Here is a 24,963-nt window from a genome sequence, read left to right as displayed (position 1 = left end):
CGGCGGTGAACAGTGCCCGGTCGGAGCGGTGAACCTCTCGCCGGATCATGGTCCCCCGCCCACGTCCACCTAGCATCTGGGCCGTGAGTCCACTGGTCGCCCTGGTGGTCGGCCTCCTCCTGGGTGGGGTGGTGGCCGCCGCCGTCGTCATCATCCGCTCCCGTCCCGACCTGGGTCGCCACCCCCTCGACGGGGCCTCCGTCCCGCTGCCCGAGGCGACGCTGGCGCGGCGGCTCGTGGACCTCATGGACCCGGCCCTCGTGGTGGTGGGCATCGACGACGCCGTGCTGCTCGCCAACCCGGCGGCCCGGGCGCTGGGCATCGTCCGGGGCACCCGGTTGCTCGTGCCCGAGCTGCTGACGCTGGCCCGAGCGGTGCGGACCGGCGGGACCCGGCGCGCCGACGTCCGGCTGCCCGGGGACGTGGTCGGCGCCGGGCCGCGGCTGGTCGGGGTGCACGGCGTGCGCCTCGACGGCGGCACGGTGCCGTCCCCGGGCCCGGTCGCGCTGGTGCTGCAGGACGTCACCGAGGCGCGGCGGGTGGAGGCCGTGCGCCGCGACTTCGTCGCGAACGTCGGCCACGAGCTGAAGACGCCGGTGGGCGCGCTGGCGCTGCTGGCCGAGGCGATCGAGGGCGCGGCCGACGACCCCGAGGCGGTGCAGCGCTTCGCGGCGCGCATCGCCCACGAGGCCGACCGGCTGGGCCGCCTGGTGCGCGAGCTGATCGACCTCTCCCGGCTGCAGGGCGGCGAACCACTGCCCGAGCTGGTCCCCGTGGAGGTGGACCGCGTCCTCGGCGAGGCGGTCGACCGCACGCGCACCGCCGCCCGCGCCAAGGAGCTGGAGATCGTGCTCGGGGGGCAGCCGGGCCTGGTGGTCCGTGGCGTCGAGAGCCAGCTGGTCACGGCCGTGACCAACCTGCTGGCCAACGCGGTCGCCTACAGCACCGGGAAGAGCCGGGTCGCCGTCGCCGCCCGGGCCCGGTCGGGGTTCGCCGAGATCGCCGTGACCGACAGCGGCATCGGCATCCCGCGGGCCGACCGGCACCGGGTGTTCGAGCGCTTCTACCGGGTGGACCAGTCCCGAGCCAGCAGCACCGGGGGAACCGGGCTGGGGCTCGCGATCGTCAAGCACGTCGCCAGCAACCACGGTGGTTCGGTGACGGTCTGGAGCGAGGAGGGGCTGGGGTCGACCTTCACCCTGCGCATCCCGCTCGACGGTTCTTCCGAGAGCCCGGCGGCGGAGTCGTCCGCCCCCGCAACCCAGAATCTGGAGAACGAGCACCTATGACCCGTGTCCTGGTCGTCGAGGACGAGGAGTCCTTCTCCGACGCCCTGTCCTACATGCTGCGGCGGGAGGGGTTCGAGACCGTCGTCGCCGCCACCGGGCCCGACGCCCTGGCGGAGTACGACCGCGGTGGAGCCGACATCGTCCTGCTCGACCTCATGCTCCCCGGCCTGCCCGGGACCGAGGTCTGCCGGGCGCTGCGGAGCCGCGGCAACGTGCCGATCATCATGCTCACGGCCAAGGACGGCGAGATCGACAAGGTCGTCGGCCTGGAGCTGGGCGCCGACGACTACGTCACCAAGCCGTACTCGGCGCGGGAGCTGGTCGCCCGCATCCGCGCGGTGCTGCGCCGCCGCGGCGAGGCGGCCGACGCGCCGCCCGCCGAGGGCGGGGTGCTGGTCGCCGGCCCGGTGCGCATGGACGTCGAGCGGCACGTGGTCGCGGTGGACGGCGAGCAGGTGGCCCTGCCGCTCAAGGAGTTCGATCTGCTCGAGTTCCTGCTGCGCAACGCCGGGCGGGTGCTCACCCGGGCGCAGCTGATCGACCGCGTCTGGGGCTCGGACTACGTCGGCGACACCAAGACGCTCGACGTCCACGTCAAGCGGCTGCGGGCCAAGCTCGAGCCCGACCCCGCGAACCCGAAGTACCTGCTGACGGTGCGGGGCCTGGGCTACAAGCTCGAGGCCTGAAGAAGGACCCCGTCCTCCCCACCCCTCGCACGCTCGGGGTGGGACCCGGGACGGGGCCGGGGTCCTACGACTTCAGGTCGTCGATCTTCTTGGAGGCGTCGGCCTTCGAGATGTCCTCGGGGATCTCCTCGTCGGTCCCCCGGGCGAGCGTCTCGAGGTAGCTCTTCTGCGCCCCGGTGGCGGGCTCGTCCCCGGTCACCCAGTCGTCCGGGTCCTTCTCGGTGGTCTGGTCGGCAGCGGTCGGTTCGCTCATGTGTTCGATGCTAGGCCGGGTGCAGCTCGGGCGCCTGCCGGACGGGAGCGGCGGCGCGGGCGGCCTGCGTCGCCGCCCACCGCCGGCCGGTCGGGTAGACGTGGACCGCCCCGCAGGCGGGGCACTCCACGTGCAGGGCGATGTGCGTCGGGTGGTTGGTGACCGACCGGATGCGCCGGTCGGCGACCAGCTCGTCGGTCCTGGTCACGGGGCAGGTGATCAGCAACATGGGAGAAGCGTGGCGCCGGCCGTCCGCCCGCACGAGTGGCAGGAGTGACCGCTAGCGCAGCTTTTCTGCCATAGTCTGCGCATGGCATCCGGACGCCCGCTCGTGGTCAGCCTCGTGGTCGGCGAGGGCCTCGTCGCCAGCTTCGGGCTGGGGGTGAGCAACGAGGTGTTCGGCTACGACCGTCCCGAGATCGGCCTGCCCCGCTTCGACTTCGCGCTCGTCGCCGAGCAGCCGGGCGTCCTGCGCACCGACACCGGCATCGGGATCCTCGTCGAGCACGGCCTCGACCGGCTGGACCGGTCGGACATCGTGCTCGTCACCGCCTGGGAGGTGGTCGACCGGCGCCCCTCCCCGGCGCTGCTGGACGCCCTCCGGCGGGCCCACGCCCGGGGCGCGATCCTGGTGAGCCACTGCACGGGCGTCTTCGCCCTGGCCGCCACCGGCCTGCTCGACGGGCTGCGGGTGACCACGCACTGGCGCTACGCCGGCGAGCTGGCCGCCCGCTACCCGCAGCTCGAGGTCGACCCGGCGGTGCTGTACGTGGACAACGGGCGCATCCTCACCGGGGCGGGCACGGCGGCCGGCGTCGACGCGCTGCTGCACCTGGTGCGCCGCGAGTGGGGCGCCGCCGCGGCCAACGCGCTGGCCCGCGAGATGGTCGTCCCCCCGCACCGCGACGGCGGGCAGGCGCAGTTCATCGACGCCCCGGTGCCCGCGTGCTCCGACGACCTGCTCGGTCTGGTGCTCGAGTGGGCCGGGCAGCACCTGGCCGAGGAGCTCTCCGTCGACGTCCTCGCCCGGCGGGCGCTGATGAGCCCGCGCAGCTTCGCCCGGCGGTTCAAGGCGACCACCGGGACGACGCCGCACGCCTGGCTGCTCGCGCAGCGCCTGGCGGCCGCCGAGGAGCTGCTGGAGAACAGCGACGCGCCGGTCGAGGAGATCGCCCGGCTGGTCGGCTTCGGCACCGCGGCCGGGCTGCGCGAGCAGTTCACCCGCCGGCGCGGGGTCTCCCCGCGGGCGTACCGGCAGACCTTCCGGGCCGGGGCGGTCTCACGCCTCGGGACGGCGCCGGTGCAGCTGGACGGGCACCGGCCCGGCGAGGGCGGGGCTGGCCGGGTGCGGCGCGATCAGCCCCTGGTCGAGCCGCAGCTCGGCCAGCCGGCGTAGCTCGTCGTACGCCGGGCCGCCGAGCAGCGCGACCAGCTCCGCGGCGTAGGTCTGCACCAGCGGCTCGGGGGAGACGTGCGCGGTGGGCGATCCGGTGCACCACCAGTGCAGGTCGTGGCCGCCGGGCCCCCACCCGCGCCGGTCGAACTCGCCGATCGTCGAGACGAGCACCCGCGTGCCGTCGGGCCGGTCCACGTGCTCCTGCTCCCGGCGCACCGGCAGCTGCCAGCACACGTCGGGCTTGGTCGTCAGCGGGTGCAGTCCGGTGCGCAGCGCCATCCGGTGCAGCGCGCAGCCCGCGCCGCCGGCGAACCCGGGCCGGTTGAGGAAGACGCAGGCGCCGTCGACCACGCGGGTCCGCAGCGACCGCGCCGGCTCGCCGGCGGCGCCACCCTCCGGCGGGTCCTCGGCGTCGTCCTCCTCGGTCCACCCGCCGCGTCCGGCGGGGGCGAGCTGCCAGTCCTCGTCGGTGAGGTCGGCCACCGCGGCGGTGACCCGGTGGAGGTCGTCCTCGTCGGTGAAGAAGGCGCCGTGGGTGCAGCAGCCGTCGTCCGCCCGTCCCTCCACCACACCGGCGCAGCCGCGGCCGAAGACGCACGTCCACGCCGAGGTGAGCCAGGTCAGGTCGGCCCGGACCAGGTGGTCGGGGTCGGCGGGGTCGGGGAACTCCACCCATTCGCGGGCGAAGTCGGGGGCGACCTCGTCGGGGGGCTCGTTCCGCACCGGGCCAGCCTAGAAGGACCCCCCGTCGTCCCACCTGGCTGCGCTCGGCGCGAGCCCCGGGGGAGCCGGGCAGACTGGTCCCATGCGACTCGGTGTGCTGGACGTCGGCTCGAACACGGTGCACCTGCTGGTGGTGGACGCCCACCGCGGCGCGCACCCCACGCCGATGCACGACGACCGCTGGCTGCTGCGGCTCGCCGAGCAGATCGGCGACGACGGGATGCTGTCCAAGGCGGGGGAGAAGGCGCTCCTGCGCGCGGTGCAGAACGCCTGCGTCCAGGCCGAGAAGCAGGGCTGCGAGGAGCTCCTCGCGATGGTGACCTCCGCCATCCGCGACGCGGCCAACGGCCTCGAGGTGCTCGACCGCGTCCGCGAGCGCACCGGCGTCGAGCTGCAGGTCCTGAGCGGCGAGGACGAGGCGCGGCTGACCTTCCTCGCCGTCCGCCGGTGGTTCGGCTGGAGCGCGGGTCGGCTGCTGATCTTCGACATCGGTGGCGGGTCCCTCGAGCTGGCCAGCGGCGTCGACGAGGAGCCGGACGTCGCCCTGTCCCTGCCGCTCGGCGCGGGTCGCATGACCCGGCGTTTCCTGCCCGAGGCGCAGCGGGGCGGGCGGCCGGACCTGGCGGCGCTGGACGAGCTCGCCGACTACGCCGGCGGGCTGATCGAGCCGGCGGCGAAGAAGCTCCGCGGCGCCGGGGCGCCGGACCTGGTGGCGGCCACCAGCAAGACCTTCCGCACGCTCGCCCGCCTCACCGGTGCCGCCCCCTACTCGGCGGGGCTGCAGGTCTCGCGCGAGCTGACCGCCGACGGGCTGGGGCAGCTGGTCGGCTTCATCTCGCGGATCGAGAGCTCGGCGCTGGCCGAACTGCGGGGGGTCTCGCCCGACCGAGCGCACCAGGTTCCCGCCGGTGCCGTCGTGGCTGCCGCTACGCTGCGTGCGCTCGACGTACGGTGCGTGCGGATCTGTCCGTGGGCCCTGCGCGAGGGAGTCATCCTCCGCCGGCTGGACTCGTTGGGAGGGGCGTGATGACCGAACCGGACTGGAACCCGGACACGGGAGGTCGCTCGCTCGCCGAGATCCTGCGCGAGGCCGGCATCGAGTCGGCCGCCCGCACCGCCCGCCGACGGCGCTCCGACGACGACGACGAGACCGGGATCCGCCAGCGGCGCGCCGACGCGGGGGGCGACCGCGCCGGCTACGGCCGGCGCCGCAGCGACCTGCAGGGCCCGGAGCCGGCCCCGGCCGCGCCGGCCCGTGACAGCCGGGCGTCCGGGCGGGCCGCCGATCCCGTGACCGCGGCCATCCCGGGGCTGCGCCCGGACCGCAAGCCCGGTGTCCCGCACCCCTCGGGCCCCGTGCCGCCACTGCGGCGGGCCGCGGGGGAGGAGGCGGCGCGCAGCGCCCACAGCGAGGCCGATCGCGCCGGGGCGCAGCGCACGGCCACCCGCCGGGCAGCCCGGGGGGCCACGGCCGCCGGCGCGACCCCCCGCGACAACGTCGCCTCGACCGGGCCGATCCTCGTCGTCCGGGCGGACGACCCGGAGGCCGACCTCGAGACCACCCCGCGCGAGAGCGCGCTGGCCTGGCTGCGGTTCGCCGGCGAGCTGGTCATCGCCCTCGCGGCGGGGGTGGGCATCTACTTCGCCGCCACGGTGCTCTGGGAGATGATCCCGCACCTGGCCGTCTTCCTGGCGCCGCTCGCGGTCACCGGCCTCGTGGCCGGGGTCAACCTGTGGCGGGAGCGCCAGGGCGCCGAACCGGTGGGCGCCCGGCTGCTCGCCGTCCTGGTGTTCGCCGGGACGCTGCTCACGATCGCCCCGGCGGCCACCCTCCTCGCGACGTCCTGACCGCCGGTCAGGCGTCGGCCGGCTCGGCGTCGCGCGACGCGGCGAACTCGTCGACGATCGCCGCCCCGAACGCGTCGAGGTCGTCGGGCTTGCGGCTGGTCACCAGGTTGCCGTCGACCACGACCTCCTCGTCCACCCACTGGGCGCCCGCGTTGCGCAGGTCGGTCTGCAGCGAGGGCCAGGAGGTCATGCGCCGGCCACGCACGACGCCGGCCTCGATGAGCACCCAGGGGGCGTGGCAGATCGCCGCCACCGGCTTCCCGGCGTCGAAGAAGGCCTTGACGAAGGTCACGGCGTCGGCGTCCGCGCGCAGGAAGTCGCCGTTGATCACGCCGCCGGGCAGGACGAGGGCCGCGTAGTCGTCCGGGTCGGCCGAGCCCAGGTCGGTGTCGACCGTCCGCTTCTCGCCCTTGTCGATGTGCTCGTAGGCGGTGATGGTGCCCGTCGAGAACGAGACCAGCTCCGGCTCCGCACCCGCCTCCTCCAGCGCCTGCCAGGGGCGGTCCAGCTCGACCTGCTCCACACCGTCGGTGGCCAGCACGGCCACCCTCATCCCGTCCAGTTCTCCTGCCATGGGGGCGGCGCTACCCGGCACCCGGAGGCGGCACACGCCCGCGCACTACGGTTTCGGGCGTGCCCGTCCGCCTGCGCGCCCGCCGGTTCCGCGCCCGCGCGGCCCTGCGTCCCGGGGGCGCCGTCCGCGCGGCAGGCCGCTGCCTCGCCGCCCTCGTGGCGGGCGACGGGGAGCCGCCCGTCGCGATCGTCGATCCACGACAGATCGCCATCACCGGTGAGCGCGCGGCCCGGAGCGGCCGCGCGCCCGACAGCTGGGAGCACGTCATGCACTGGGGAGCCCCGACCGAGGAGCAGCACCGCCTGCTCGCCGCCGGCCACGCCGTCCGCGTGCCGGCGCCCGTCGCGGGGGTGCGGTCGTGACCGCCACCGGCCGCCGCGGCCTGGCCATCATCGGCGGCGGCAAGATCGGGGAGGCGCTGCTCTCCGGCCTCGTCCGGCGCGCCGGGGCCGACGGGCTCCTCGTCGTCGAGCGCAGCGCGGGGCGCGCCGCGGAGCTCACCGGGCGCTACGGGGTCCCCGCGGTGGGGCTCGCCGACGCCGCGGCCCGGGCGCGGGTGCTGCTCCTCGCGGTGAAGCCGCAGGACATCGAGACGCTCCTCGGCCTGGTGGCCCAGCACGTCGACACGGGGCACCTGGTCGTCTCCGTGGCCGCGGGCGTGCCCACGGCGCGCATCGAGGCGGCGCTGCCGCCCGGCGTCCCGGTCGTGCGGGTCATGCCGAACACCCCCGCGCTCGTGGACGAGGGCATGAGCGTGCTCTCGGCCGGCGCGCACGCGGGGGAGGAGCACCTCGACGAGGCCGAGGCGCTGCTGGCCGCGGTCGGGCAGGTGCGCCGGGTGCCCGAGTCGCAGCAGGACGCCGTCACGGCGCTGTCGGGCAGTGGCCCCGCCTACTTCTTCTACCTCGTCGAGGCGATGGTGGACGCCGGCATCCTGCTGGGCCTGCCGCGGGCGCTGGCCGCAGACCTCATCGTCCAGACGGCGCTGGGCGCGGCGGTGATGATGCGGGACTCGGGCGAGCACCCGGTCCAGCTCCGCGAGGCGGTCTCCAGCCCCGGTGGCACCACGATCGCCGCGATCCGGGAGCTGGAGAAGCACGGCGTCCGCGCCGCGCTGATGGCCGCCATCGAGGCGGCCCACGCCCGTTCGGTGGAGCTGGGCCGCGACGAGTCCTGACGACGAGTCGTGACGACAAGTCCTGACGTCGACCGGGCGGGACGCGGTGCCCCCGCCTTCTCGTGTCGACAGGTCGACGGGCACCCGGCGTGAGCGGACGAGCACGGTAATGCACATCTGCGCGGATCGGTACGACGCTGCGTCACCGACTTCTCACCGTGTCGCGAAACGCGCCGGGACGGGTGTGCACCGTGTTGCATACGTGTAGTTCTGCCTAGGACGGACCGGTCCGCCTGTTCGTTTCACCCATCGCTTCCGTCACGCGCGTCCCCTTACTCTCAGTACCAGCGCGTGCGTGTTCAGTTGCCGGTGGGGAAGCCGGCGCCACGACACGAGCTAGGTTCCGGAGACGAAGACATGACCATGCCCCAGCGCCACGCTGCCGCCACCGTCGTCCGTCCGGGGATGCCCATGCCCCGTCAGATGGGTCGCCCGATGAACGCCGCGGCGGTCGCCCGCCCGGTCCCGGCCCAGCACCCCGCCGCCATGCCGATCGGCCGCCCGGCCGTCCCGGCCCCCCGCGCCGCCGTCACCTTCCTGACCGTCGCCGAGGTCGCCTCGATGATGCGGGTCTCGAAGATGACCGTGTACCGCCTCGTCCACGCCGGCGAGCTCTCCGCCGTCCGCGTCGGCCGCTCGTTCCGCGTGCCGGAGCGCGCCGTGCAGGACTACCTGCGCGACGCCTACACCGACATCGCCTGAGAACGGTCCCGTCCTCCGGGACGGAGCCACGTCGTCTCCTCCGAGCCGCCCGCGGCAGCGTCGCCGCGGGGTGGCTCGGGTACGCTCGGTCGCCGGGCGAGGGCGGGACACGGTCCAGCTGCCGCGTTCGAGCTGATCATTTCGCGAAGTCGGGAGAGCACACGTGGGTTCGGTCATCAAGAAGCGGCGCAAGCGGATGGCGAAGAAGAAGCACCGCAAGCTGCTGAAGAAGACGCGCGTCCAGCGCCGCAACAAGAAGTGAGCTGAGGCTCGTGCCGCCCGCGGTCGTCCTCGTCACCGGTGTGAGCCGGTGGCTGGGTGGCGCGCTGGCGGCCGAGCTCGCCTCCGATCCGCGCATCCAGCGGGTCATCGGGGTGGACACCGTCCCCCCGTCGCCGGCCATGCTCCGCCGGCTGGGTCGCACCGAGTTCGTGCGGGCCGACATCCGCAACCCGCTGATCGGCAAGGTCATCGCCGCGGCGTCGGTCGACACCGTCGTGCACATGAACATCAGCTCCACGCCCGCCGGCTCCGGTGGGCGGGTGCCGATGAAGGAGCTCAACGTCATCGGCACGATGCAGCTGCTGGCCGCCTGCCAGCGCGCGTCGTCGGTGCGCCGGTTCGTGCTGAAGTCGACCAGCGCCGTCTACGGCGCGTCCTCGCGCGACCCGGCCGTCTTCACCGAGACCATGCAGGCGCGCCAGGTCCCCTCCGGCGGGTTCGCCCGGGACAGCGTCGACATCGAGGGCTACGTGCGCTCCTTCGGGCGCCGCCGTCCCGACGTCGACGTCGCGGTGCTCCGCTTCACCAACTTCATCGGTCCGCGCATCGACTCGCTGCTGACCGGCTTCCTCCGGATGCCGCTGGTGCCCACGGCCCTGGGCTACGACGCCCGGGTGCAGCTGCTGCACGAGGACGACGCCCTCGCGGTGCTGACCCGGGCCACCACCGGCGACTTCGTCGGCACCGTCAACGTGGGCGGTGAGGGCACCCTCCTGCTGTCGCAGGCCATCCGCCGCCTCGGTCGCATCGAGGTCCCGCTGCCCTCGCCGGCGCTGGGCTCGGTCGGGCGCCTGTCGCGCCGGTTCGGCTTCGTCGACTACTCCCCGGAGCAGATGCGCTTCCTCAACTTCGGCCGCGTCGTGGACACCACGGTGCTGCGCACCACGTTCGGCTGCACCCCCCGCTACACCACCGCGGCCGCCCTGGCGGACTACGCGCGCACGGTGCCCCCGGTCCTCGACCCGGGGGCCGTCCGGGCGGTGGGCGGCGGGCTGCGGTCGGTGCTGGGCCGGCTCGGCGACACCGCCTCGGCCGTGGAGCACCGGTTCCGGCCGGCCCCGCCGGCGCCGGGGCTGCGGGCGGTGCGCGATGCCTGAGGCCCGGGTCATCCGGCTGCGCCCCGAGGACGACGAGCCCCGTGTGGCCGCACCCTCCGCACCCCCGGGGTGGGAGGAGCAGCTCGCCGGCGGCGTCGACTTCCTCCAGCGCCGGCTGACCGGCGAGTACGAGACCGACGAGTTCGGCTTCGACCCCGACCTCGCCGACCACGTCCTGCTCCCGGCGCTGCGCCCGCTGTTCCGCCGGTGGTTCCGGGTGGAGACCTTCGGCCTGGAGAACGTGCCCGCCGACAGCGGGGCGCTCGTGGTGGCCAACCACTCCGGCACCCTCCCGGTGGACGCGCTCATGACCACCGTGGCCCTGCACGACGAGCACCCGGCCGGACGCCGGTTCCGCCTGCTCGGCGCCGACCTCGTCTTCGAGCTGCCCGGGGTCGGCGCGCTGGCCCGGAAGTTCGGGGCCACGCTGGCGTGCAACGAGGACGCCGAGCGGCTGCTGACCGGCGGCGAGCTGGTGGGCGTCTTCCCCGAGGGGTTCAAGGGCATCGGCAAGCCGTTCCGCGAGCGCTACACGCTGCAGCGCTTCGGCCGGGGCGGCTTCGTCTCCGCGGCGCTGCGCACCGGGGCGCCGATCATCCCGTGCGCCATCGTGGGCGCCGAGGAGATCTACCCGATGATCGGCAACGCCCGCACCGCCGCCCGCCTGCTGGGCCTGCCGTACTTCCCGGTGACGCCGACGTTCCCGCTGCTCGGCCCCCTGGGTCTGGTGCCGTTGCCCTCGAAGTGGCTGATCGCCTTCGGCGCCCCGATCGAGACGGCGTCCTACGGCCCGGCCGCGGCGGAGGACCCGATGCTGGTCTTCAACCTGACCGACCAGGTGCGCGAGACGATCCAGCACTCGCTGTACCAGCTCCTGCTGCAGCGCAGGAGCGTCTTCAGCTGACCGCCCGCGCCGAGCGGACGAGGGTCCTTCTTGTCACCACGGCAGCTTGTTGCGGCGGCGCAGGGCGATCGTGCCGCCGACGAGCCCACCGGAGACCGCGGCCGCGGCGACCGTGGGCAGCCCGATCTTCGCCGCCTTCCGTCCGGTACGGAAGTCGCGGATGGTCCAGCCCCGGGCGCGGGCCTCGGCGCGCAGCTCGGTGTCGGGGTTGACCGCCACCGCCGTGCCGGTCAGCGAGAGCATCGGCAGGTCGTTGGCCGAGTCGCTGTAGGCGGTGCACCGGGAGAGGTCCAGGCTCTCCCGCTCGGCGAGCGCGAGGACGGCCTCCGCTTTCGCCGGGCCGTGCATCAGCTCGCCGACCAGCCGGCCGGTGTACCGCCCGTCGACGATCTCCGAGACGGTGCCCAGCGCGCCGGTCAGGCCCAGCCGCTGGGCGATGATCGACGCCAGCTCCACCGGCGTGGCCGTCACCAGCCACACCCGCTGGCCGGCGTCGAGGTGCTGCTGCGCGAGCACGCGGGTGCCCGACCAGATGCGGTCGGCCATCAGCTCGTCGTAGATCTCCTCGCCGGCCTGCTGGATCTCCGAGACCTCACGGCCGGCGACGAAGGCCAGCGCGTTCTCCCGGATGGTGAGCATGTCGTCGGCGCTCTCGTTGCCGGCGATGCGGAACTTGGCCTGCTGCCAGACGAAGCGCGCCAGGTCCCGGTTGGAGAAGTACTTGCGCGCCGCCAGCCCGCGGGCGAACCAGAACAGCGAGGCGCCCATCATCATCGTGTTGTCGACGTCGAAGAAGGCCGCGGCCGTGAGGTCGGGCTCGACGGCGGGCGGGCTCGCGACCTCGGCGGCCGCGGCCGAGGCGGCGCCGGCGACGTGGGCGCGGATCTCCTCGTCGGTCTGCGCGGCGCGGCGACCGCGCACGGACAGTCGGGGCACGGCGACCTCCCTCACTCGATCCGTTCCGCTGCACCGGGAACTGGGCTTGGCGCCGTCCCCCTGCACCGCCCCTGCGACCCTAGCCGGGCCGGCAGCCCGGCCGAGGCGGTGGTCAGCAGTCGCCGATGGTGATCAGCGGCGGCAGGCAGACGTCCAGCGGGCCCGGCAGGGGGACGGCGACCACCGGCGGGGGCGTCGTCGTGGTCACGCTGCCCGTACCGGGGCCGGCCGGCACCGGCAGGCTCGGCACGGGGGGCGGCGCGAGGCCGGTCGGCGCGGGGGTCGCGACGGTCGTGGGCCCGGTGCCCCGCGCCGGGGGCCCGGGCTCACCCGCCGGCCCGCGGGCGGGCGGAGCGGACGGCGCCGCGGGGCCGGTGGAGACTGCCGAGGGCGGGACCTCCGTGCGGGGGTCGGCAGGCGCGGGGCCGGGCGGCTCCTCGGCGACGGTCGCCGGGCCGTCGGTGGAGCAGGGCCCCGGGACGGGGCCGAGGGCGTCGTCCCGGAGGACGGCCGGGCCCGCCTCGCACTGCAGCGCCCCGCGGAGCCCGTCGACCCGGCTGGTGAGCGCGTCCAGCAGCGCGGTGGACCGCCCGAAGGCCGGTGCGGCGTCCGCCGGCACGTCGTCGGCCAGGGTCGCGAGCGCACCCGACTGCTCGGCGGTCCAGCGGGCCAGGACGTCCAGCGGCGCGGGGTCGAGGGTCTGCACCGCTCGCCCGGTGAGCCAGCCGGCGCCCTCGGTGGTGTGCTGGTCCATGGTCTGCAGCGTGCGCGCGACCAGCGCCGGCTCCCCCGTCCCGGCCAGGCGGGTCAGCTCCTCCAGCCGGGTGGCGGCCAGCTCCAGGAGGGTCTGGCCGCGGCTGTCGCCGGCGAGGGCGAGCTGGGTCTGCTCGGTGCCGCGCTTGAGGTCGTAGAGGGGGTCGCCCGGCTGCGCGCCGGCCGCCACGGCGACCAGCGCAGCCAGGCCGGTCACGCCGACCGCCGCCCCGGCCAACCCGGCGGTGATCCGTCCCCGCCACCGCGACGGCGGCCGGTCCACCGCGCGGGCGGCGAGCAGCCGCCGGCCGAGGGAGCCGGGCGCCGGCTCCGGGGTGCGGACGGCGGCCATCGCCACGAGGCGGGCGCGCGCCCGGGCCCGGTACTGGGGGTCGGGACCCGTGTCGAGCTGCGTGGCGAGGGCCTCGAGACGGGCGGCTACCGCCGCCTCGGTGCCAGGACCGGTCAGCGTCGAGCCGTCCTCGGGCCGGATCACCCGCCACCTCCCGTCCTCGCCTCGGCGCAGCTCCCGGTTCCGGCGGGGGACCGCCAGGACCTGCCCAACGACGCAGCGGTCCCGCCGGTTACGGCCGGCCGCGCGGCACGGGTCACCGCAGCCCCTCCGGGAGCAGGCTCGCCAGCCGCCGGACCGCCCGGTGCTGCAGCGCCTTGATGGCGCCGTCCTTCTTCCCCATGATCTCGGCAGTCTCGGAGACGGAGAGACCGTGCAGGAACCGCAACACGATGCACTCCTGCTGCTCGCTCCCCAGCTGCCGCACGCAGGCGAGCAGCTGCTCGTTGGTGAGGTGCTGCAGGACGGCGTCCTCGGGGCCGTCGGTGGCCCGGTCGGCGTCCCGCATGTCCGCGGTGCTGACCTCCAGCCGGAAGCGGCTGCTCTTGACCTGGTCACGGATGATGTTGCGGGCGATCGTGACCAGCCAGGCGCCGACGTCGCGACCCTGGAACGACAGCGAGTCGATCCGCCGGAGCGCGCGCACGAAGGTCTCGCTCGTGACGTCCTCGGCCGTCGCCCGGTCGCCGACCCGGTGGTAGACGTACCGGTGCACCAGCGTCACGTAGTGGTCGTAGAGCCTGCCGAAGGCCTCGGCGTCCCCGGCCTGCGTCCGGCGCACCAGCTCCCAGACGTCGACGTCGCCGGCCGCCACCGGGCCCGGGTCGACCTCGGCGAGCTCCGCGACGACCTCGGTGGGCAGGTCGGCGGCGTCGGGCGCGGCGACCGGGGGGCCGGCGGGCGGGTGGGCCCCCACGGGCACGGGCAGGGCCTCGGAGCTCGCGCGTGGGAACGGCGTCGGACGCGGGCGGGGCTCGGCGGACCGCTCGGCATCCAGCGGGTGCGGCATGCGGGCGTTCGACCTCCTCATCGGCCCGCTGTGCCTGGACCGTTCTCGTGCGCAGGGCGCGCCGGAACCGTGCAGGGGGGCTGCGGCGCGGCCCCCATGGTGACAACATCGCCCCTGGCCGTCCACGGCAGCCTGCCCCCGCGCGCCTCCGAGCGCACGCCGGGGCACCGGCTGCGTGCCGCACCGACGACAGGAGATGCAGTGTCCGAGGCAGGCACCTCGCTGGCCGCGCTCGTCCGTGCGGCCGCGCAGCGCGACCCGGACGCCCTGGCCGTGGTGGCCGGCGACCGCCGGCTGACCTGGGGCGAGCTCGACGCCTCGGCCGACCGGGTCGCGGCGGGGTACGCCGGCCGTGGGCTGACCGCGGGGGACCGGGTCGCCGTCCAGCTGCCCAACGGGGTGGACTGGCTGCGCGCGGTGCTGGGCGGGCTGCGTGCGGGCCTCGTGGTCGTCCCGGTGAACACCGCCTACACCGACCCCGAGCTCGAGCACGTGCTCACCGACTCCGGCGCCGCGCTGCTCGTCGCCACCGGCGTGCGCGACCCGCTGGCCGGGGTCCCGGTCTGCCCGGGGCCGCCCGAGGCCGAGGGGCCGTCGCCCACGGTGGCCGACGACCCCGCGGCGCTGGCCTTCCTCTGCTACACCAGCGGGACCACCGGCCGACCGCGTGGCGCGATGCTCACCTCCGGCGCGCTGCGGGCCAACCAGGAGCAGTGCCTGGCCATGACGCCGCCGCCCGTCCGCGCCGACGACCGGGTGCTGCTGGTGCTGCCGCTGTTCCACGTCTACGGGCTGAACGCCGGCTTCGGGCTGGTGGCCGCCACCGGCGCCTGCGCGGTCCTGCAGGAGACCTTCGACCCGCGCGCGTGCCTCGCGCTGATGGCCGACGAGCAGGTCACCGCCGTCCCGGGGGCGCCGCCGATGTACCAGGCGTGGCTGGCCGTCGCCGACGCCGACAACCTCGAGGACCCCGACCACCCCGACGCCGAGCTCCGCCGCGCGTTCGCCGCCGTCCGCATCGCCTCCGCCGGCGCCGCGCCCCTGCCCGAGCAGGTGTGGACGGCGATGCGCGAGCGCGCCGGCGTCACGGTGTGGGAGGGCTACGGCCTCACCGAGGCCGCGCCCGTCGTGGCCAGCACCCTGGCCACCGGCCGGGCCAAGCCGGCCTGCATCGGCGGCCCGGTGCCCTGGCTGGAGCTCGCGCTGCGCGACACCGCCCTCGCGGCACCGCCCACGGCCGACCCGGCCGGCGGCGACGGGGGCGAGGACGGCGCCGACGAGGGCCCGGGGGAGATCTGGGTGCGCGGCCCGAACCTCTTCTCCGGCTACTGGCCCGACGGCGCCGACGGGCCGGACGCGGACGGGTGGCTGGGCACCGGCGACCTCGCCTACCGCGACGCCGACGGCGACCTCCACCTCGTCGACCGGCGCAGCGACCTCATCCTCGTCAGCGGCTTCAACGTCTACCCGGCCGAGGTGGAGCGGGTCCTCGACCAGCACCCCGCGGTGGCGGAGAGCGCGGTCATCGGTGTGCCCGAGCCGCGCACCGGGGCAGCGGTGCAGGCCGTCGTCGTGCTGGCGCCGGGGGAGCGGCTCGCGGTCGAGGACCTGCAGGCGCACGCCGCGGAGTCCCTGGCGCGGTACAAGGTGCCGACGTCGGTCCACTTCCTCCCGTCGCTGCCGCACTCGCTCACCGGCAAGGTCAGCCGGGCGCGGCTCCGCGAGCTGGGCCTCACCGGCGCCGACAGCGACGCCGACGAGACGGTGCCCGCCGCCACCGGCGAGGCCGGCGATGGCTGAGCGCCTGCAGCTGCTGGTGCGCGACGGGTGCCACCTCTGCCTCACCGCGGCCGAGCAGCTGGCCCCCCTCGCCGCGCACGCCGGCCTGCAGGTCGTCGAGGTCGACGTCGACGCCGACCCGGAGCTGCAGGCCGAGTACGGCGACCGGGTGCCGGTCCTGCTGCTCGACGGCCGGGAGCACTCCTACTTCACGCTCGACGTCCCCCGGTTGCGGCGGGACCTCGGGGTGTAGGCCCGGGCTCCGACGCCCACCCCCCGTCCGGGTGGCGGCGGCCCGGCGGCTACCGTGGTCTCCACCACATCTGTGACCCGATCGGCCCAGGTCAATGGGCCGATGCGGCCCCGGCGACTTTGTTCCTGCGTTCACAAGCGGTTACCGTGGCTGTCGCGAGCGCTTCGTGCGCCCGCGTCCCCGATGTCGTAGCCCCGCCCCCGGCGCCCGCCGGGCCCCCGGGCGCGACCGCTGTGGAGAGCCCGTGATCCAGCCGCGGCCCCGGTCGATCCCGGAGGCCACCGTCGCCCGTCTGGCCGTGTACCTGCGGGTGCTGACCAGCTTCGCCGACGGCGGCCGGACCACCGTCTCCTCCGGCGACCTGGCCTCGGCCGCGGGGGTCAACCCGGCCGGCCTGCGCAAGGACCTGTCGCACCTGGGCTCCTGCGGGGTGCGCGGGGTCGGCTACGACGTGCGCGCCCTGCGCGAGCGCATCGCCCGCGTGCTGGGCGCCGAGCGCTCCCGCGCATGCGTGCTCGTGGGTATCGGCAACCTGGGGTCGGCGCTCGCCGACTACGCCGGTTTCGGCAGCCGGGGTTTCGAGTTCGTCGGCCTCCTCGACGCCGCGCCGAGCCGGGTCGGCCAGCGCATCGGCGGGCTGACCGTGCAGGACGTGGCCGACCTCGACGCGGTGGTCGCGGCCACCCAGGCCTCCATCGGGGTCATCGCGACGCCGGCCGACGTCGCCCAGCAGGTCTGCGACCGGCTCGCCGCGGCCGGGGTGAGGAGCATCTTGAACTTCGCGCCGGTGACGCTGTCGGCCCCCGCGGGCGTCGACGTCCGCCACGTCGACCTCTCCGTGGAGCTCCAGGTGCTGGCCTTCCTCGGCCACCAGCGGGTGCCCGTGGGGGAGGAGTCAGCATGAGCCTCCTGGCGGTGGGCGTGAGCCACCAGACCGCACCGGTCGCGCTGCTGGAGCAGTTCGCGATGGGTCCCGACGAGCGGGTGAAGGCGCTGCACGAGCTGGTCGGCAGCGACCACGTCAGCGAGGCCCTGGTGCTCGCCACCTGCAACCGCGTCGAGGTGTTCGCCGAGGTCGAGCGCTTCCACGGCGGCGTCACCGACGTCAGCCGGGTGCTGGCCCGCCAGGCCGGCGCCACGGTGGAGGAGCTCTCCCCGTACGTGACCGTGCACTACGAGGACCAGGCCGTGGCCCACCTGTTCACCGTGGCCGCCGGGCTGGACTCGATGGTCGTCGGCGAGACCCAGGTGCTCGGGCAGCTGCGCGCCGCCTACGCCCTCGCCCGCGAGGAGGGCACCGTCGGCCGCGCCCTGCACCCGGTCGCCCAGCGCGCGCTGCGGGTGGGCAAGCGGGTCCACTCCGAGACCGGCATCGACCAGGCCGGCGCCTCGCTCGTCTCCGTGGCCCTGGACCGGGCCGAGGCCCGCATCGGCGCCCTCGCCGGCCGGCCCGTCCTCGTCGTCGGCGCGGGGTCCATGGGCGCGCTCGCCGCGACGACGCTGGCCCGTCGCGGCGCCGACGTGGTCGTCAGCAGCCGCACCCCGGCCTCCGCCCGGCGGCTGGCCGAGGCGGTCGACGGCCGCGCCGTTCCCCTGACCGGCGTGGGCGAGGAGCTCGCCGCCGCCGCCGTGCTCCTCACCTGCACCGGCGCGACCGGGCTGGTCGTCGGCACCGACGTCGTCGCGCAGGCGATGACCGACCGGGGCGACCGGCCGCTGGTGGTCATCGACCTGGCCCTGCCCCGCGACGTCGACCCCGGCGTGGCCGCGCTGCCCGGCGTGCACGTCGTGGACCTGGCCCTCCTGCAGGGCGAGCGGCACGACGGCGAGACCACCGCGGGGCCGGTGGCGGCCGACGACATCAGCGCCGCCCGGGCCATGATCGAGGCCGAGACGGCGCTGCTGCGCGCCGAGCGGCAGGCCGCCGAGGTCGGGCCCACCGTCTCCGCGCTGCGCAGCCAGGCCGCCGAGGTCGTGGACGCCGAGCTGCTCCGCCTGGCCGGCCGGCTGCCCGACCTGGACGGCCGGGCCCGCGCGGAGATCGCGCGCACCGTGCGCCGCGTGGTCGACAAGCTGCTGCACGAGCCCACCGTGCGGGTCAAGGAGCTGGCCGCCACACCGGGCGGCACCGACTACGCCGGCGCGCTGCGGGCACTGTTCGGTCTGGGCATCGACGCCGACGTCACCCCCGGCGCCGGCCGGCTGGCCGACGCCGTCACCGTCGACCCCGACCGCCCGGGAGGCCCGGCATGACCGCCACCGACGTGCAGGTCACCGCCGCCCCGGTGGCGGGGACCGCCGTCCCGCTGCGGCTGGGCACCCGGGCCAGCGTGCTGGCCCGGACGCAGTCCCAGGCCGTCGCCGATGCCCTGACCGCCGCCACCGGCGTGCCGGTCGAGCTCGTGCTGATCAGCACCGAGGGCGACCGTTCCTCGGCGGCGATCGCCCAGCTGGGCGGCACCGGCGTGTTCGTGACCGCGATCCGCCGCGCCCTGCTGGACGGCGAGATCGACCTGGCGGTGCACAGCTACAAGGACCTGCCCACCGCGCCCGAGCCGGGGCTGAACCTGGCCGCGGTGCCGGTGCGGGAGGACCCGCGCGACGCCCTGGTGGCCCGCGACGGGCTGACGCTCGGCGAGCTGCCGCCCGGCTCGCGCATCGGGACCGGCGCCCCACGCCGCGTCGCGCAGCTGCGGGCCCTCGGCCTCGGCCTGGAGATCGTGCCGATCCGCGGCAACGTGGACAGCCGGATGGGCCGCGTGGCCGGCTCGCCCGGCGGCCCGGGTGACCTGGACGCCGTCGTCCTGGCCCGGGCGGGGCTGAGCCGGATCGGCCGCACCGACCGGATCACCGAGACCCTCGACCCGCTCCAGGTGCTGCCCGCCCCGGCCCAGGGGGCCCTGGCCGTGGAGTGCCGCACCAGCGACGCCCGCACCCGGGAGCTGCTGGGCCGGCTCGAGGACGCCGCCACGCGCGCCTGCGTGGCGGCCGAGCGCGCCACCCTCGCCGCGCTCGAGGCCGGGTGCAGCGCCCCGGTCGCCGCGTACGCCGAGGTCGCCGAGGGGGAGAGCGGCCCCGAGCTGTTCCTCCGCGCCTCGGTGACCGCCCTGGACGGCAGCGACTCCCTCCGCGGGTCGGCCACCGGGCCGCTGACCGACGGCGCCGCGCTCGGCCGGGGCCTCGCCGCCGAGCTGCTCGACCGGGGCGCGGCCGCGCTCATGGCGGCCGGCGAGTGACCCCCCGCCCCACCCAGACCCCAGAAGACGCCCGATCGCCTCGGGCCATACCAGACGCCCGACGCAGTCGGGCCAGGATCAGGAGCACGCGATGACGCGCTTGCGCAAGACCGCAGGCCACGCCGGCCGGGTCGTGTTCGTCGGCGCCGGCCCGGGCGACCCGGGCATGCTGACCGCCCGGGCGAGCGCCGCGCTGGCCGAGGCGGCGGTGGTCCTCGTCGACCCCGACGTCCCCGCCGCAGTCCAGGACGCCGTCCGCGAGGCCAACCCGGGGACCGAGCTCACGCCGGTGTCCGGCGAGCCCGCCGAGGTCGCCAAGGGTGCGGTCGCGGCCGCCAAGAACGGCGCCGTCGTCGTCCGGCTGGTGACCGGTGACCCCTACACCTCCGACGACGTGGTCAAGGAGGTGCTCGCCGTCGGGCGCACCTCCGTGCCCTTCGACGTGGTGCCGGGCGTCGCCACCGCCACCGCCGTCCCCGCCTTCGCGGGGGTCGCGCTGGGCAGCACCGCGGTGACGGCGGACCTGCGCAGCGGCGTGGACCTCCCCGCGCTGGCCGGCGCCGCCGCGGCGGCCGGTGGCACGCTGGTCCTGCAGGGCACCGCCGACCAGCTCCCGGACGCCGCTGTGCGCCTGGTGGAGGGCGGCCTCTCCGGCAGCACCCCCGTGGTCGTGACGACCGGCGGCTCGGGCACCGGCCAGAAGAGCCTGGTCACCAAGCTCTCCGCCGTGGCGGAGAAGACCGCCGGGCTGGACCCGCTGAGCGGGCCCGTGGTGGCCACCGTCGGCACCGCCGTCGACAAGCGCGGCCGGCTGTCCTGGTGGGAGAGCCGCCCCCTGTTCGGCTGGCGGGTGCTCGTGCCGCGGACCAAGGACCAGGCCGGCGAGATGAGCGACCGGCTGCGCGCCTACGGGGCCGTGCCGGTCGAGGTGCCGACGATCGCCGTCGAGCCGCCGCGCAGCCCGGCCCAGATGGACCGCGCCGTCAAGGGCCTGGTGACCGGCCGCTACGGATGGATCGTCTTCACCTCGGTCAACGCGGTGAAGGCCGTGCGGGAGAAGTTCGTCGAGCTCGGCCTGGACGCGCGCGCCTTCGCCGGTGTGAAGGTCGCCTGCGTCGGCGAGCAGACGGCCGAGGCCGTGCGGGACTTCGGCATCCAGCCGGAGCTGGTGCCCACGGGTGAGCAGTCCAGCCAGGGCCTGCTCGCCGACTTCCCGGAGTACGACGACGTGCTCGACCCGATCGAGCGGGTGCTGCTGCCCCGCGCCGACATCGCCACCGAGACCCTCGCGGCCGGGCTGGTCGAGCGCGGCTGGGAGATCGACGACGTCACCGCCTACCGGACCGTGCGGGCCGCCCCGCCGCCGGCGGCGGTGCGCGAGGCGATCAAGGGCGGTGGCTTCGACGCCGTCTGCTTCACCTCGTCGAGCACCGTGCGGAACCTGGTCGGCATCGCCGGCAAGCCGCACGCCAAGACCGTGGTCGCGGTGATCGGCCCGGCGACCGCCGCGAGCGCGCAGGAGTTCGGGCTGCGGGTCGACGTGCAGCCGGAGACGGCCGCCGTCGCGCCGCTGGTCGACGCGCTGGCCGAGTACGCCCTGTCGCTGCGCGAGGCGGAGGGCGGCGAGGGGAAGTGACCGGCTCGGGTGGCGGGGCGGGACACGTGCAGGGCGCGAACCCGGGCTTCGCACGCGGGCGCCGGCTGCGGTCGACGCCCGCGCTGCGGCGGCTGACCGCGCAGACCCGGGTGGCCCCGGCCGACCTGGTGCTGCCGGTCTTCGTCAAGGAGGGCATCGACGCCCCGGTGTCCATCGGCTCGATGCCCGGCGTCGTCCAGCACACGCAGGACTCGCTGCGGAAGGCCGCGCACGAGGCGGCCGAGGCCGGCATCGGCGGGCTGATGCTCTTCGGCATCCCGTCGGGCAAGGACCCGGTCGGCTCGCAGGCCGACGCCGCCGACGGGGTGGTCAACGTGGCGCTGCAGAACCTGCGGGCCGACCTCGGCGACGAGCTGGTGCTCATGGCCGACCTCTGCCTGTGCGAGTACACCGACCACGGGCACTGCGGCGTCGTCACCCCGGCGGGCGTGGTGGACAACGACCCGACCCTCGACCGGTACGCCGCCGTGGCGATCGCGCAGGCGCAGGCCGGCGCCCACCTGGTGGCCCCCAGCGGGATGATGGACGGCCAGGTGGCGGCGATCCGCGCCGGGCTCGACAGCGCCGCGTTCACCGAGGTGCCGATCCTGGCCTACGCGGCCAAGTACGCCTCGGGCTTCTACGGCCCGTTCCGCGAGGCGGCCGAGGGTGCCCCGCAGTTCGGCGACCGGTCGACCTACCAGATGGACCCGCCGAACGCCGACGAGGCGCTGCGCGAGGTGGCGCAGGACCTGGCCGAGGGCGCCGACGCGGTGATGGTGAAGCCGGCGCTGCCCTACCTGGACATCGTGGCGCGCGTCGCCGAGGCCGTGCAGGTGCCGGTGAGCGCCTACCAGGTCAGCGGCGAGTACGCGATGGTCGAGGCGGCCGCCGCCAACGGCTGGGTGGACCGCGAGCGGGCGATCCTCGAGACGCTGGTCGCCATCCGCCGCGCGGGCGCCGGCCAGGTGCTCACCTACTGGGCCGTCGAGGCCGCGCGGCTGCTCACCCGCTGACCCGGTGGTGGTCGGGGACATGGCGTACGTCGAGCCCGGGGGCTCCTGGCGGCCGTTCTGGCTGGTCGCCGGGGTCCTCGCGCTCTTCGTCGTCTGGGACCTGGTGCTGCCCGGGCCCGACGTCCCGCCGCTGGTCTGGGTGGTCACGCTGGTCGCGGTGCCCGGCGTCGTCGCCATCGGCTGCCTCTCCGCCCGCCGGGTGTGGACCGTCCGGGTGGACGCCGACGGCCTGGCGGTGGGCCGCGAGCAGGTGCCGCTGCGCGAGATCGACGCGACGGCGCTGCGGGAGGCCGACGCCGGGGTCGACGCCGGCGCGCCCGTGCTCGGCGGGGGCTGGTCGCTGCCACGCGGCCGCACCGGGCTGCCGCTGCGGCTGACCGACGGCCGGACGGTGCTCGTCCCGACCCGCGACCCCGCGGCGCTGCGGGGGGCCCTGCTGGCGGGTGTGCGCCACGCCTCCGAACGGTCGCCCGGCGCAGAGGGGACACTGGGGACGTGACCTCGCTGGACAGCCCGCCCTACACCTACGAGGCCCCGGTCTCGGCCGGCCTCTTCGCCCGCGGTCAGGAGATCACCCCGGGCGGGGTGAACAGCCCGGTGCGCGCCTTCCGCGCCGTCGGCGGCACGCCGCGCTTCATGGCCCAGGGCTCCGGTCCCTGGATCACCGACGCCGACGGGCGGCGCTACGTGGACCTGGTCAGCTCGTGGGGGCCGATGATCCTGGGCCACGCGCACCCCGCCGTCGTCGAGGCGGTCACCGCCGCCGCGCGCCGGGGCCTGTCCTTCGGCGCCCCCACCGAGGGCGAGCTGGAGCTCGCCGAGGAGATCCGGGCCCGCGTGGCGCCGGTCGAGCGGGTCCGGCTGGTCAACTCCGGCACCGAGGCGGTCCTCTCGGCGGTGCGGCTGGCCCGCGGCGCGACGGGCCGTCCCCTGCTGGTCAAGTTCGCCGGCAACTACCACGGGCACGTCGACGCGCTGCTCGCCTCGGCCGGCTCCGGGGTCGCGACGCTCGGGCTGCCCGACACCCCCGGCGTCACCACCGGGGCCGCCGCCGACACGATCGTGCTGCCCTACAACGACGTCGCCGCCGTCGAGGCCGTCTTCGCCGAGCGGGGGGCGCAGATCGCCGCGGTGGTCAGCGAGGCGGCGCCGGGCAACATGGGCGTCGTGCCTCCCCTGGACGGGTTCAACGCCCAGCTGCGCCGGATCACGGCCGCCCACGGCGCGCTGCTGGTCCTGGACGAGGTCATGACCGGCTTCCGGGTCTCGCGGTCGGGCTGGTACGGCCTGGACCCGGTCGACGCCGACCTGTTCACCTTCGGCAAGGTGATGGGCGGCGGGCTGCCCGCGGCGGCCTTCGGGGGGCGGGCCGACCTCATGGACCACCTCGCGCCGAGCGGGCCGGTCTACCAGGCGGGCACCCTGTCGGGGAACCCGGTGGCGGTCGCGGCGGGCCTCGCCACGCTGCGGAACTGCACCGACGAGGTCTACGCCCGCTGCGACGAGGTCTCCGCCGTCCTGCGCGGGGCCGCGAGCGCCGCGCTGTTCGCCGCCGGTGTGCCGCACCGGGTGCAGCAGGCCGGCAACATGTTCTCGATCTTCTTCGTGCCCGACGAGCGGCAGGTGCGCGACTACGACGACGCCCGCACGCAGGACGTCTCCCGCTACACCGCCTTCTTCCACGCGCTGCTCGCCCGCGGGGTGTACCTCCCGCCGTCGGCGTTCGAGGCCTGGTTCGTCAACGCGCAGCTCGACGGCGAGGCCCTCGACCGCGTGCTGGAGGCCCTGCCCGCGGCGGCCCGCGCCGCCGCCGAGGCCGATGCCCACCGCACCGGCGCGATCGACAGCGAGCGCTCCTCGTGACCACGACCGTCGTCCACCTCCTCCGGCACGGCGAGGTGCACAACCCCGCCGGCGTGCTCTACGGCCGGCTGCCCGGCTACCGGCTGTCGGCCGCCGGCGAGGCCATGGCGGTCGCGGCCGCGGAGTGGTTCCGCGGCCGGGACGTCGTCCACCTGGTGTCCAGCCCGCTGGAGCGGGCCCGGCAGACCATCCGCCCCCTGGCCGAGGCCACCGGGCTGGAGGTCGCCGTCGACGAGCGGATCATCGAGGCGGGCAACGCCTTCGAGGGCACGGTCGTCGGCCGCGGGGGCGGCGTCTTCCGGGCGCCCCGCAACTGGTGGAAGCTGCGCAACCCCATGGAGCCCTCCTGGGGCGAGCCGTACGTCGAGATCGCCGCGCGCATGATCGCCGCCGTCGAGGCCGCCCGCGACACCGCCCGCGGCCACGAGGCCGTGCTGGTCAGCCACCAGCTCCCCATCTGGACCACCCGCCTGCACGTCGAGGGACGCCGCTTCGCCCACGACCCCCGCCGCCGGGAGTGCTCGCTGGCCAGCGTCACCTCGCTCACCTACGAGGACGACCGGTTCGTGGGCGTCGCGTACGCCGAGCCGGCCGGCGCCACCGACCCCGACGCGGTGCCGGGCGCATGAGGAAGGTGCTCACGGCCGTCCTGGCGACGGCGCTGCTCGCCGGGTGCAGCACCGGCTCCGACGCCGTCGACGTCAACAACGGCGGCGAGTTCCGCTTCGTGGCCGGCACGCCCGCCGGCGAGGTCATCCCGGCCGACGAGCGGCAGGCCGCGCCGCGGTTCACCGGCGAGCTGCTGGACGGGAGCGCCTTCGAGTCGACGACGCTGGACGGCGAGATCGCGGTGATCAACTTCTGGGGCTCCTGGTGCCCGCCCTGCCGGGTGGAGACGCCCGAGTTCGAGGAGGTCTACGGCGAGGTCGGGGCCGAGGGGGTCGAGTTCCTCGGCATCAACGTCAAGGACGACCGCCAGCTGGCGCAGGCCTTCCTCGACGGCAGGGAGATCACCTTCCCGTCGTTGTTCGACCCGCGCGGCGAGGTCGCCCTGGCGTTCCGCGACTACCCGGCCAACGCGATCCCCTCGACCGTGGTGCTGGACCGGCAGGGTCGGGTGGCCGCCGTGTACACCGCGGCGGTGCAGCAGGACGACCTGCGCGGCACCCTGGACCTGCTGCTGGCGGAAGGGGCCTGAC

The 24,963-nt window shown here is 75.8% G+C and carries 29 protein-coding genes; 22 read left to right on the top strand and 7 right to left on the bottom strand.

The window, feature by feature from the left end:
* The first annotated feature begins 83 nt into the window (after positions 1 to 83).
* Both ACI79P_RS04170 and ACI79P_RS04165 read left to right on the top strand, forming a co-directional pair.
* Positions 84 to 1,289, top strand: coding sequence for a sensor histidine kinase (locus ACI79P_RS04170; RefSeq protein ID WP_456579763.1), 1,206 nt, complete (start codon positions 84 to 86; stop codon positions 1,287 to 1,289).
* A complete protein-coding gene (locus ACI79P_RS04165; RefSeq protein WP_456579762.1) occupies positions 1,286 to 1,975 on the top strand; it encodes a winged helix-turn-helix domain-containing protein in 690 nt (229 codons plus the stop codon). The genes ACI79P_RS04170 and ACI79P_RS04165 overlap by 4 nt, the downstream gene beginning before the upstream one ends.
* Positions 1,976 to 2,039: 64 nt before the next feature.
* Here the strand turns inward: ACI79P_RS04165 and ACI79P_RS04160 are convergent, their stop codons facing one another.
* Positions 2,040 to 2,228: a DUF3072 domain-containing protein gene (locus ACI79P_RS04160; RefSeq protein WP_456579761.1), complete on the bottom strand. Its 189-nt coding sequence runs from the start codon at positions 2,226 to 2,228 to the stop codon at positions 2,040 to 2,042.
* Between the two features lie 10 nt (positions 2,229 to 2,238).
* The gene (locus tag ACI79P_RS04155; RefSeq protein ID WP_456579760.1) at positions 2,239 to 2,457 is read right to left on the bottom strand and encodes a hypothetical protein; all 219 of its coding nucleotides are present in this window, start codon (positions 2,455 to 2,457) and stop codon (positions 2,239 to 2,241) included.
* An 81-nt stretch (positions 2,458 to 2,538) separates the two neighbouring features.
* On the opposite strand from ACI79P_RS04155, the gene ACI79P_RS04150 reads away from it, so the two are divergent.
* A complete protein-coding gene (locus tag ACI79P_RS04150) occupies positions 2,539 to 3,624 on the top strand; it encodes a helix-turn-helix domain-containing protein (protein ID WP_456579759.1) in 1,086 nt (361 codons plus the stop codon).
* Here the strand turns inward: ACI79P_RS04150 and ACI79P_RS04145 are convergent.
* Complete coding sequence (locus tag ACI79P_RS04145) at positions 3,508 to 4,347, bottom strand: hypothetical protein (protein WP_456579758.1); 840 nt, start codon at positions 4,345 to 4,347, stop codon at positions 3,508 to 3,510. The genes ACI79P_RS04150 and ACI79P_RS04145 overlap by 117 nt on opposite strands.
* Before the next feature lie 82 nt (positions 4,348 to 4,429).
* On the opposite strand from ACI79P_RS04145, the gene ACI79P_RS04140 reads away from it, so the two are divergent.
* Both ACI79P_RS04140 and ACI79P_RS04135 read left to right on the top strand, forming a co-directional pair.
* Complete coding sequence (locus tag ACI79P_RS04140) at positions 4,430 to 5,374, top strand: Ppx/GppA phosphatase family protein (protein WP_456579757.1); 945 nt, start codon at positions 4,430 to 4,432, stop codon at positions 5,372 to 5,374.
* A complete protein-coding gene (locus tag ACI79P_RS04135) occupies positions 5,374 to 6,195 on the top strand; it encodes a hypothetical protein (protein ID WP_456579756.1) in 822 nt (273 codons plus the stop codon). Before ACI79P_RS04140 ends, ACI79P_RS04135 begins: the two co-directional genes overlap by 1 nt.
* 7 nt (positions 6,196 to 6,202) lie before the next feature.
* On the opposite strand, the gene ACI79P_RS04130 is transcribed toward ACI79P_RS04135, so the two are convergent.
* Positions 6,203 to 6,769 (bottom strand): type 1 glutamine amidotransferase domain-containing protein, encoded by a 567-nt coding sequence (locus tag ACI79P_RS04130; protein WP_456579755.1) that lies wholly within the window; start codon positions 6,767 to 6,769, stop codon positions 6,203 to 6,205.
* Between the two features lie 59 nt (positions 6,770 to 6,828).
* On the opposite strand from ACI79P_RS04130, the gene ACI79P_RS04125 reads away from it, so the two are divergent.
* The 6 genes from ACI79P_RS04125 (at position 6,829) to ACI79P_RS04100 (ending at position 10,931) form a co-directional block, all read left to right on the top strand.
* Positions 6,829 to 7,131 (top strand): hypothetical protein, encoded by a 303-nt coding sequence (locus ACI79P_RS04125; protein WP_456579754.1) that lies wholly within the window; start codon positions 6,829 to 6,831, stop codon positions 7,129 to 7,131.
* On the top strand, positions 7,128 to 7,946 hold the full coding sequence (gene proC, locus ACI79P_RS04120) for a pyrroline-5-carboxylate reductase (RefSeq protein WP_456579753.1): 819 nt from the start codon (positions 7,128 to 7,130) through the stop codon (positions 7,944 to 7,946). Before ACI79P_RS04125 ends, proC begins: the two co-directional genes overlap by 4 nt.
* A gap of 357 nt (positions 7,947 to 8,303) precedes the next feature.
* A complete protein-coding gene (locus ACI79P_RS04115) occupies positions 8,304 to 8,648 on the top strand; it encodes a helix-turn-helix domain-containing protein (RefSeq protein ID WP_456579752.1) in 345 nt (114 codons plus the stop codon).
* A gap of 163 nt (positions 8,649 to 8,811) precedes the next feature.
* On the top strand, positions 8,812 to 8,910 hold the full coding sequence (locus ACI79P_RS04110; RefSeq protein WP_012854759.1) for a 30S ribosomal protein bS22: 99 nt from the start codon (positions 8,812 to 8,814) through the stop codon (positions 8,908 to 8,910).
* Between the two features lie 10 nt (positions 8,911 to 8,920).
* Positions 8,921 to 10,027 (top strand): NAD-dependent epimerase/dehydratase family protein, encoded by a 1,107-nt coding sequence (locus ACI79P_RS04105; RefSeq protein WP_456579751.1) that lies wholly within the window; start codon positions 8,921 to 8,923, stop codon positions 10,025 to 10,027.
* Entirely contained in the window at positions 10,020 to 10,931 is a 912-nt protein-coding gene (locus ACI79P_RS04100) for a lysophospholipid acyltransferase family protein (RefSeq protein ID WP_456579750.1), read from the top strand. Before ACI79P_RS04105 ends, ACI79P_RS04100 begins: the two co-directional genes overlap by 8 nt.
* Positions 10,932 to 10,964: 33 nt before the next feature.
* Here the strand turns inward: ACI79P_RS04100 and ACI79P_RS04095 are convergent, their stop codons facing one another.
* From ACI79P_RS04095 to ACI79P_RS04085, 3 genes are all read right to left on the bottom strand, one after another.
* Positions 10,965 to 11,867, bottom strand: coding sequence for an HAD family hydrolase (locus tag ACI79P_RS04095; protein ID WP_456579749.1), 903 nt, complete (start codon positions 11,865 to 11,867; stop codon positions 10,965 to 10,967).
* A gap of 112 nt (positions 11,868 to 11,979) precedes the next feature.
* A complete protein-coding gene (locus ACI79P_RS04090; protein WP_456579748.1) occupies positions 11,980 to 13,116 on the bottom strand; it encodes a DUF5667 domain-containing protein in 1,137 nt (378 codons plus the stop codon).
* A 112-nt stretch (positions 13,117 to 13,228) separates the two neighbouring features.
* A complete protein-coding gene (locus ACI79P_RS04085) occupies positions 13,229 to 13,981 on the bottom strand; it encodes a sigma-70 family RNA polymerase sigma factor (protein WP_456579747.1) in 753 nt (250 codons plus the stop codon).
* Between the two features lie 201 nt (positions 13,982 to 14,182).
* Between ACI79P_RS04085 and ACI79P_RS04080 the strand changes: the two genes are divergently transcribed.
* The 11 genes from ACI79P_RS04080 (at position 14,183) to ACI79P_RS04030 (ending at position 24,962) form a co-directional block, all read left to right on the top strand.
* Positions 14,183 to 15,781 carry an AMP-binding protein gene (locus ACI79P_RS04080; protein ID WP_456579746.1) on the top strand — a complete coding sequence of 533 codons (1,599 nt, stop codon included), beginning with the start codon at positions 14,183 to 14,185 and terminating at the stop codon, positions 15,779 to 15,781.
* On the top strand, positions 15,774 to 16,013 hold the full coding sequence (locus ACI79P_RS04075) for a glutaredoxin family protein (RefSeq protein WP_456579745.1): 240 nt from the start codon (positions 15,774 to 15,776) through the stop codon (positions 16,011 to 16,013). The genes ACI79P_RS04080 and ACI79P_RS04075 overlap by 8 nt, the downstream gene beginning before the upstream one ends.
* Positions 16,014 to 16,257: 244 nt before the next feature.
* Positions 16,258 to 16,917: a redox-sensing transcriptional repressor Rex gene (locus ACI79P_RS04070; RefSeq protein ID WP_456579744.1), complete on the top strand. Its 660-nt coding sequence runs from the start codon at positions 16,258 to 16,260 to the stop codon at positions 16,915 to 16,917.
* Positions 16,914 to 18,266, top strand: coding sequence for a glutamyl-tRNA reductase (locus ACI79P_RS04065; RefSeq protein WP_456579743.1), 1,353 nt, complete (start codon positions 16,914 to 16,916; stop codon positions 18,264 to 18,266). The genes ACI79P_RS04070 and ACI79P_RS04065 overlap by 4 nt, the downstream gene beginning before the upstream one ends.
* The gene (gene hemC, locus ACI79P_RS04060; protein ID WP_456579742.1) at positions 18,263 to 19,249 is read left to right on the top strand and encodes a hydroxymethylbilane synthase; all 987 of its coding nucleotides are present in this window, start codon (positions 18,263 to 18,265) and stop codon (positions 19,247 to 19,249) included. The genes ACI79P_RS04065 and hemC overlap by 4 nt, the downstream gene beginning before the upstream one ends.
* Before the next feature lie 91 nt (positions 19,250 to 19,340).
* A complete protein-coding gene (locus ACI79P_RS04055; RefSeq protein ID WP_456579741.1) occupies positions 19,341 to 20,885 on the top strand; it encodes a uroporphyrinogen-III synthase in 1,545 nt (514 codons plus the stop codon).
* Positions 20,882 to 21,901 carry a porphobilinogen synthase gene (gene hemB, locus ACI79P_RS04050; protein ID WP_456579740.1) on the top strand — a complete coding sequence of 340 codons (1,020 nt, stop codon included), beginning with the start codon at positions 20,882 to 20,884 and terminating at the stop codon, positions 21,899 to 21,901. The genes ACI79P_RS04055 and hemB overlap by 4 nt, the downstream gene beginning before the upstream one ends.
* A 19-nt stretch (positions 21,902 to 21,920) precedes the next feature.
* Complete coding sequence (locus ACI79P_RS04045; protein WP_456579739.1) at positions 21,921 to 22,400, top strand: hypothetical protein; 480 nt, start codon at positions 21,921 to 21,923, stop codon at positions 22,398 to 22,400.
* Positions 22,397 to 23,764, top strand: coding sequence for a glutamate-1-semialdehyde 2,1-aminomutase (hemL, locus tag ACI79P_RS04040; RefSeq protein WP_456579738.1), 1,368 nt, complete (start codon positions 22,397 to 22,399; stop codon positions 23,762 to 23,764). Before ACI79P_RS04045 ends, hemL begins: the two co-directional genes overlap by 4 nt.
* A complete protein-coding gene (locus ACI79P_RS04035; RefSeq protein ID WP_456579737.1) occupies positions 23,761 to 24,393 on the top strand; it encodes a histidine phosphatase family protein in 633 nt (210 codons plus the stop codon). Before hemL ends, ACI79P_RS04035 begins: the two co-directional genes overlap by 4 nt.
* Entirely contained in the window at positions 24,390 to 24,962 is a 573-nt protein-coding gene (locus ACI79P_RS04030; RefSeq protein ID WP_456579736.1) for a redoxin domain-containing protein, read from the top strand. Before ACI79P_RS04035 ends, ACI79P_RS04030 begins: the two co-directional genes overlap by 4 nt.
* Position 24,963: the final 1 nt, after the last annotated feature.

Source organism: Blastococcus sp. SYSU DS0510, assembly GCF_054050835.1.
Note: the sequence above shows the minus strand (reverse complement) of the source record. Positions and strands in the feature narration are given on the sequence as shown.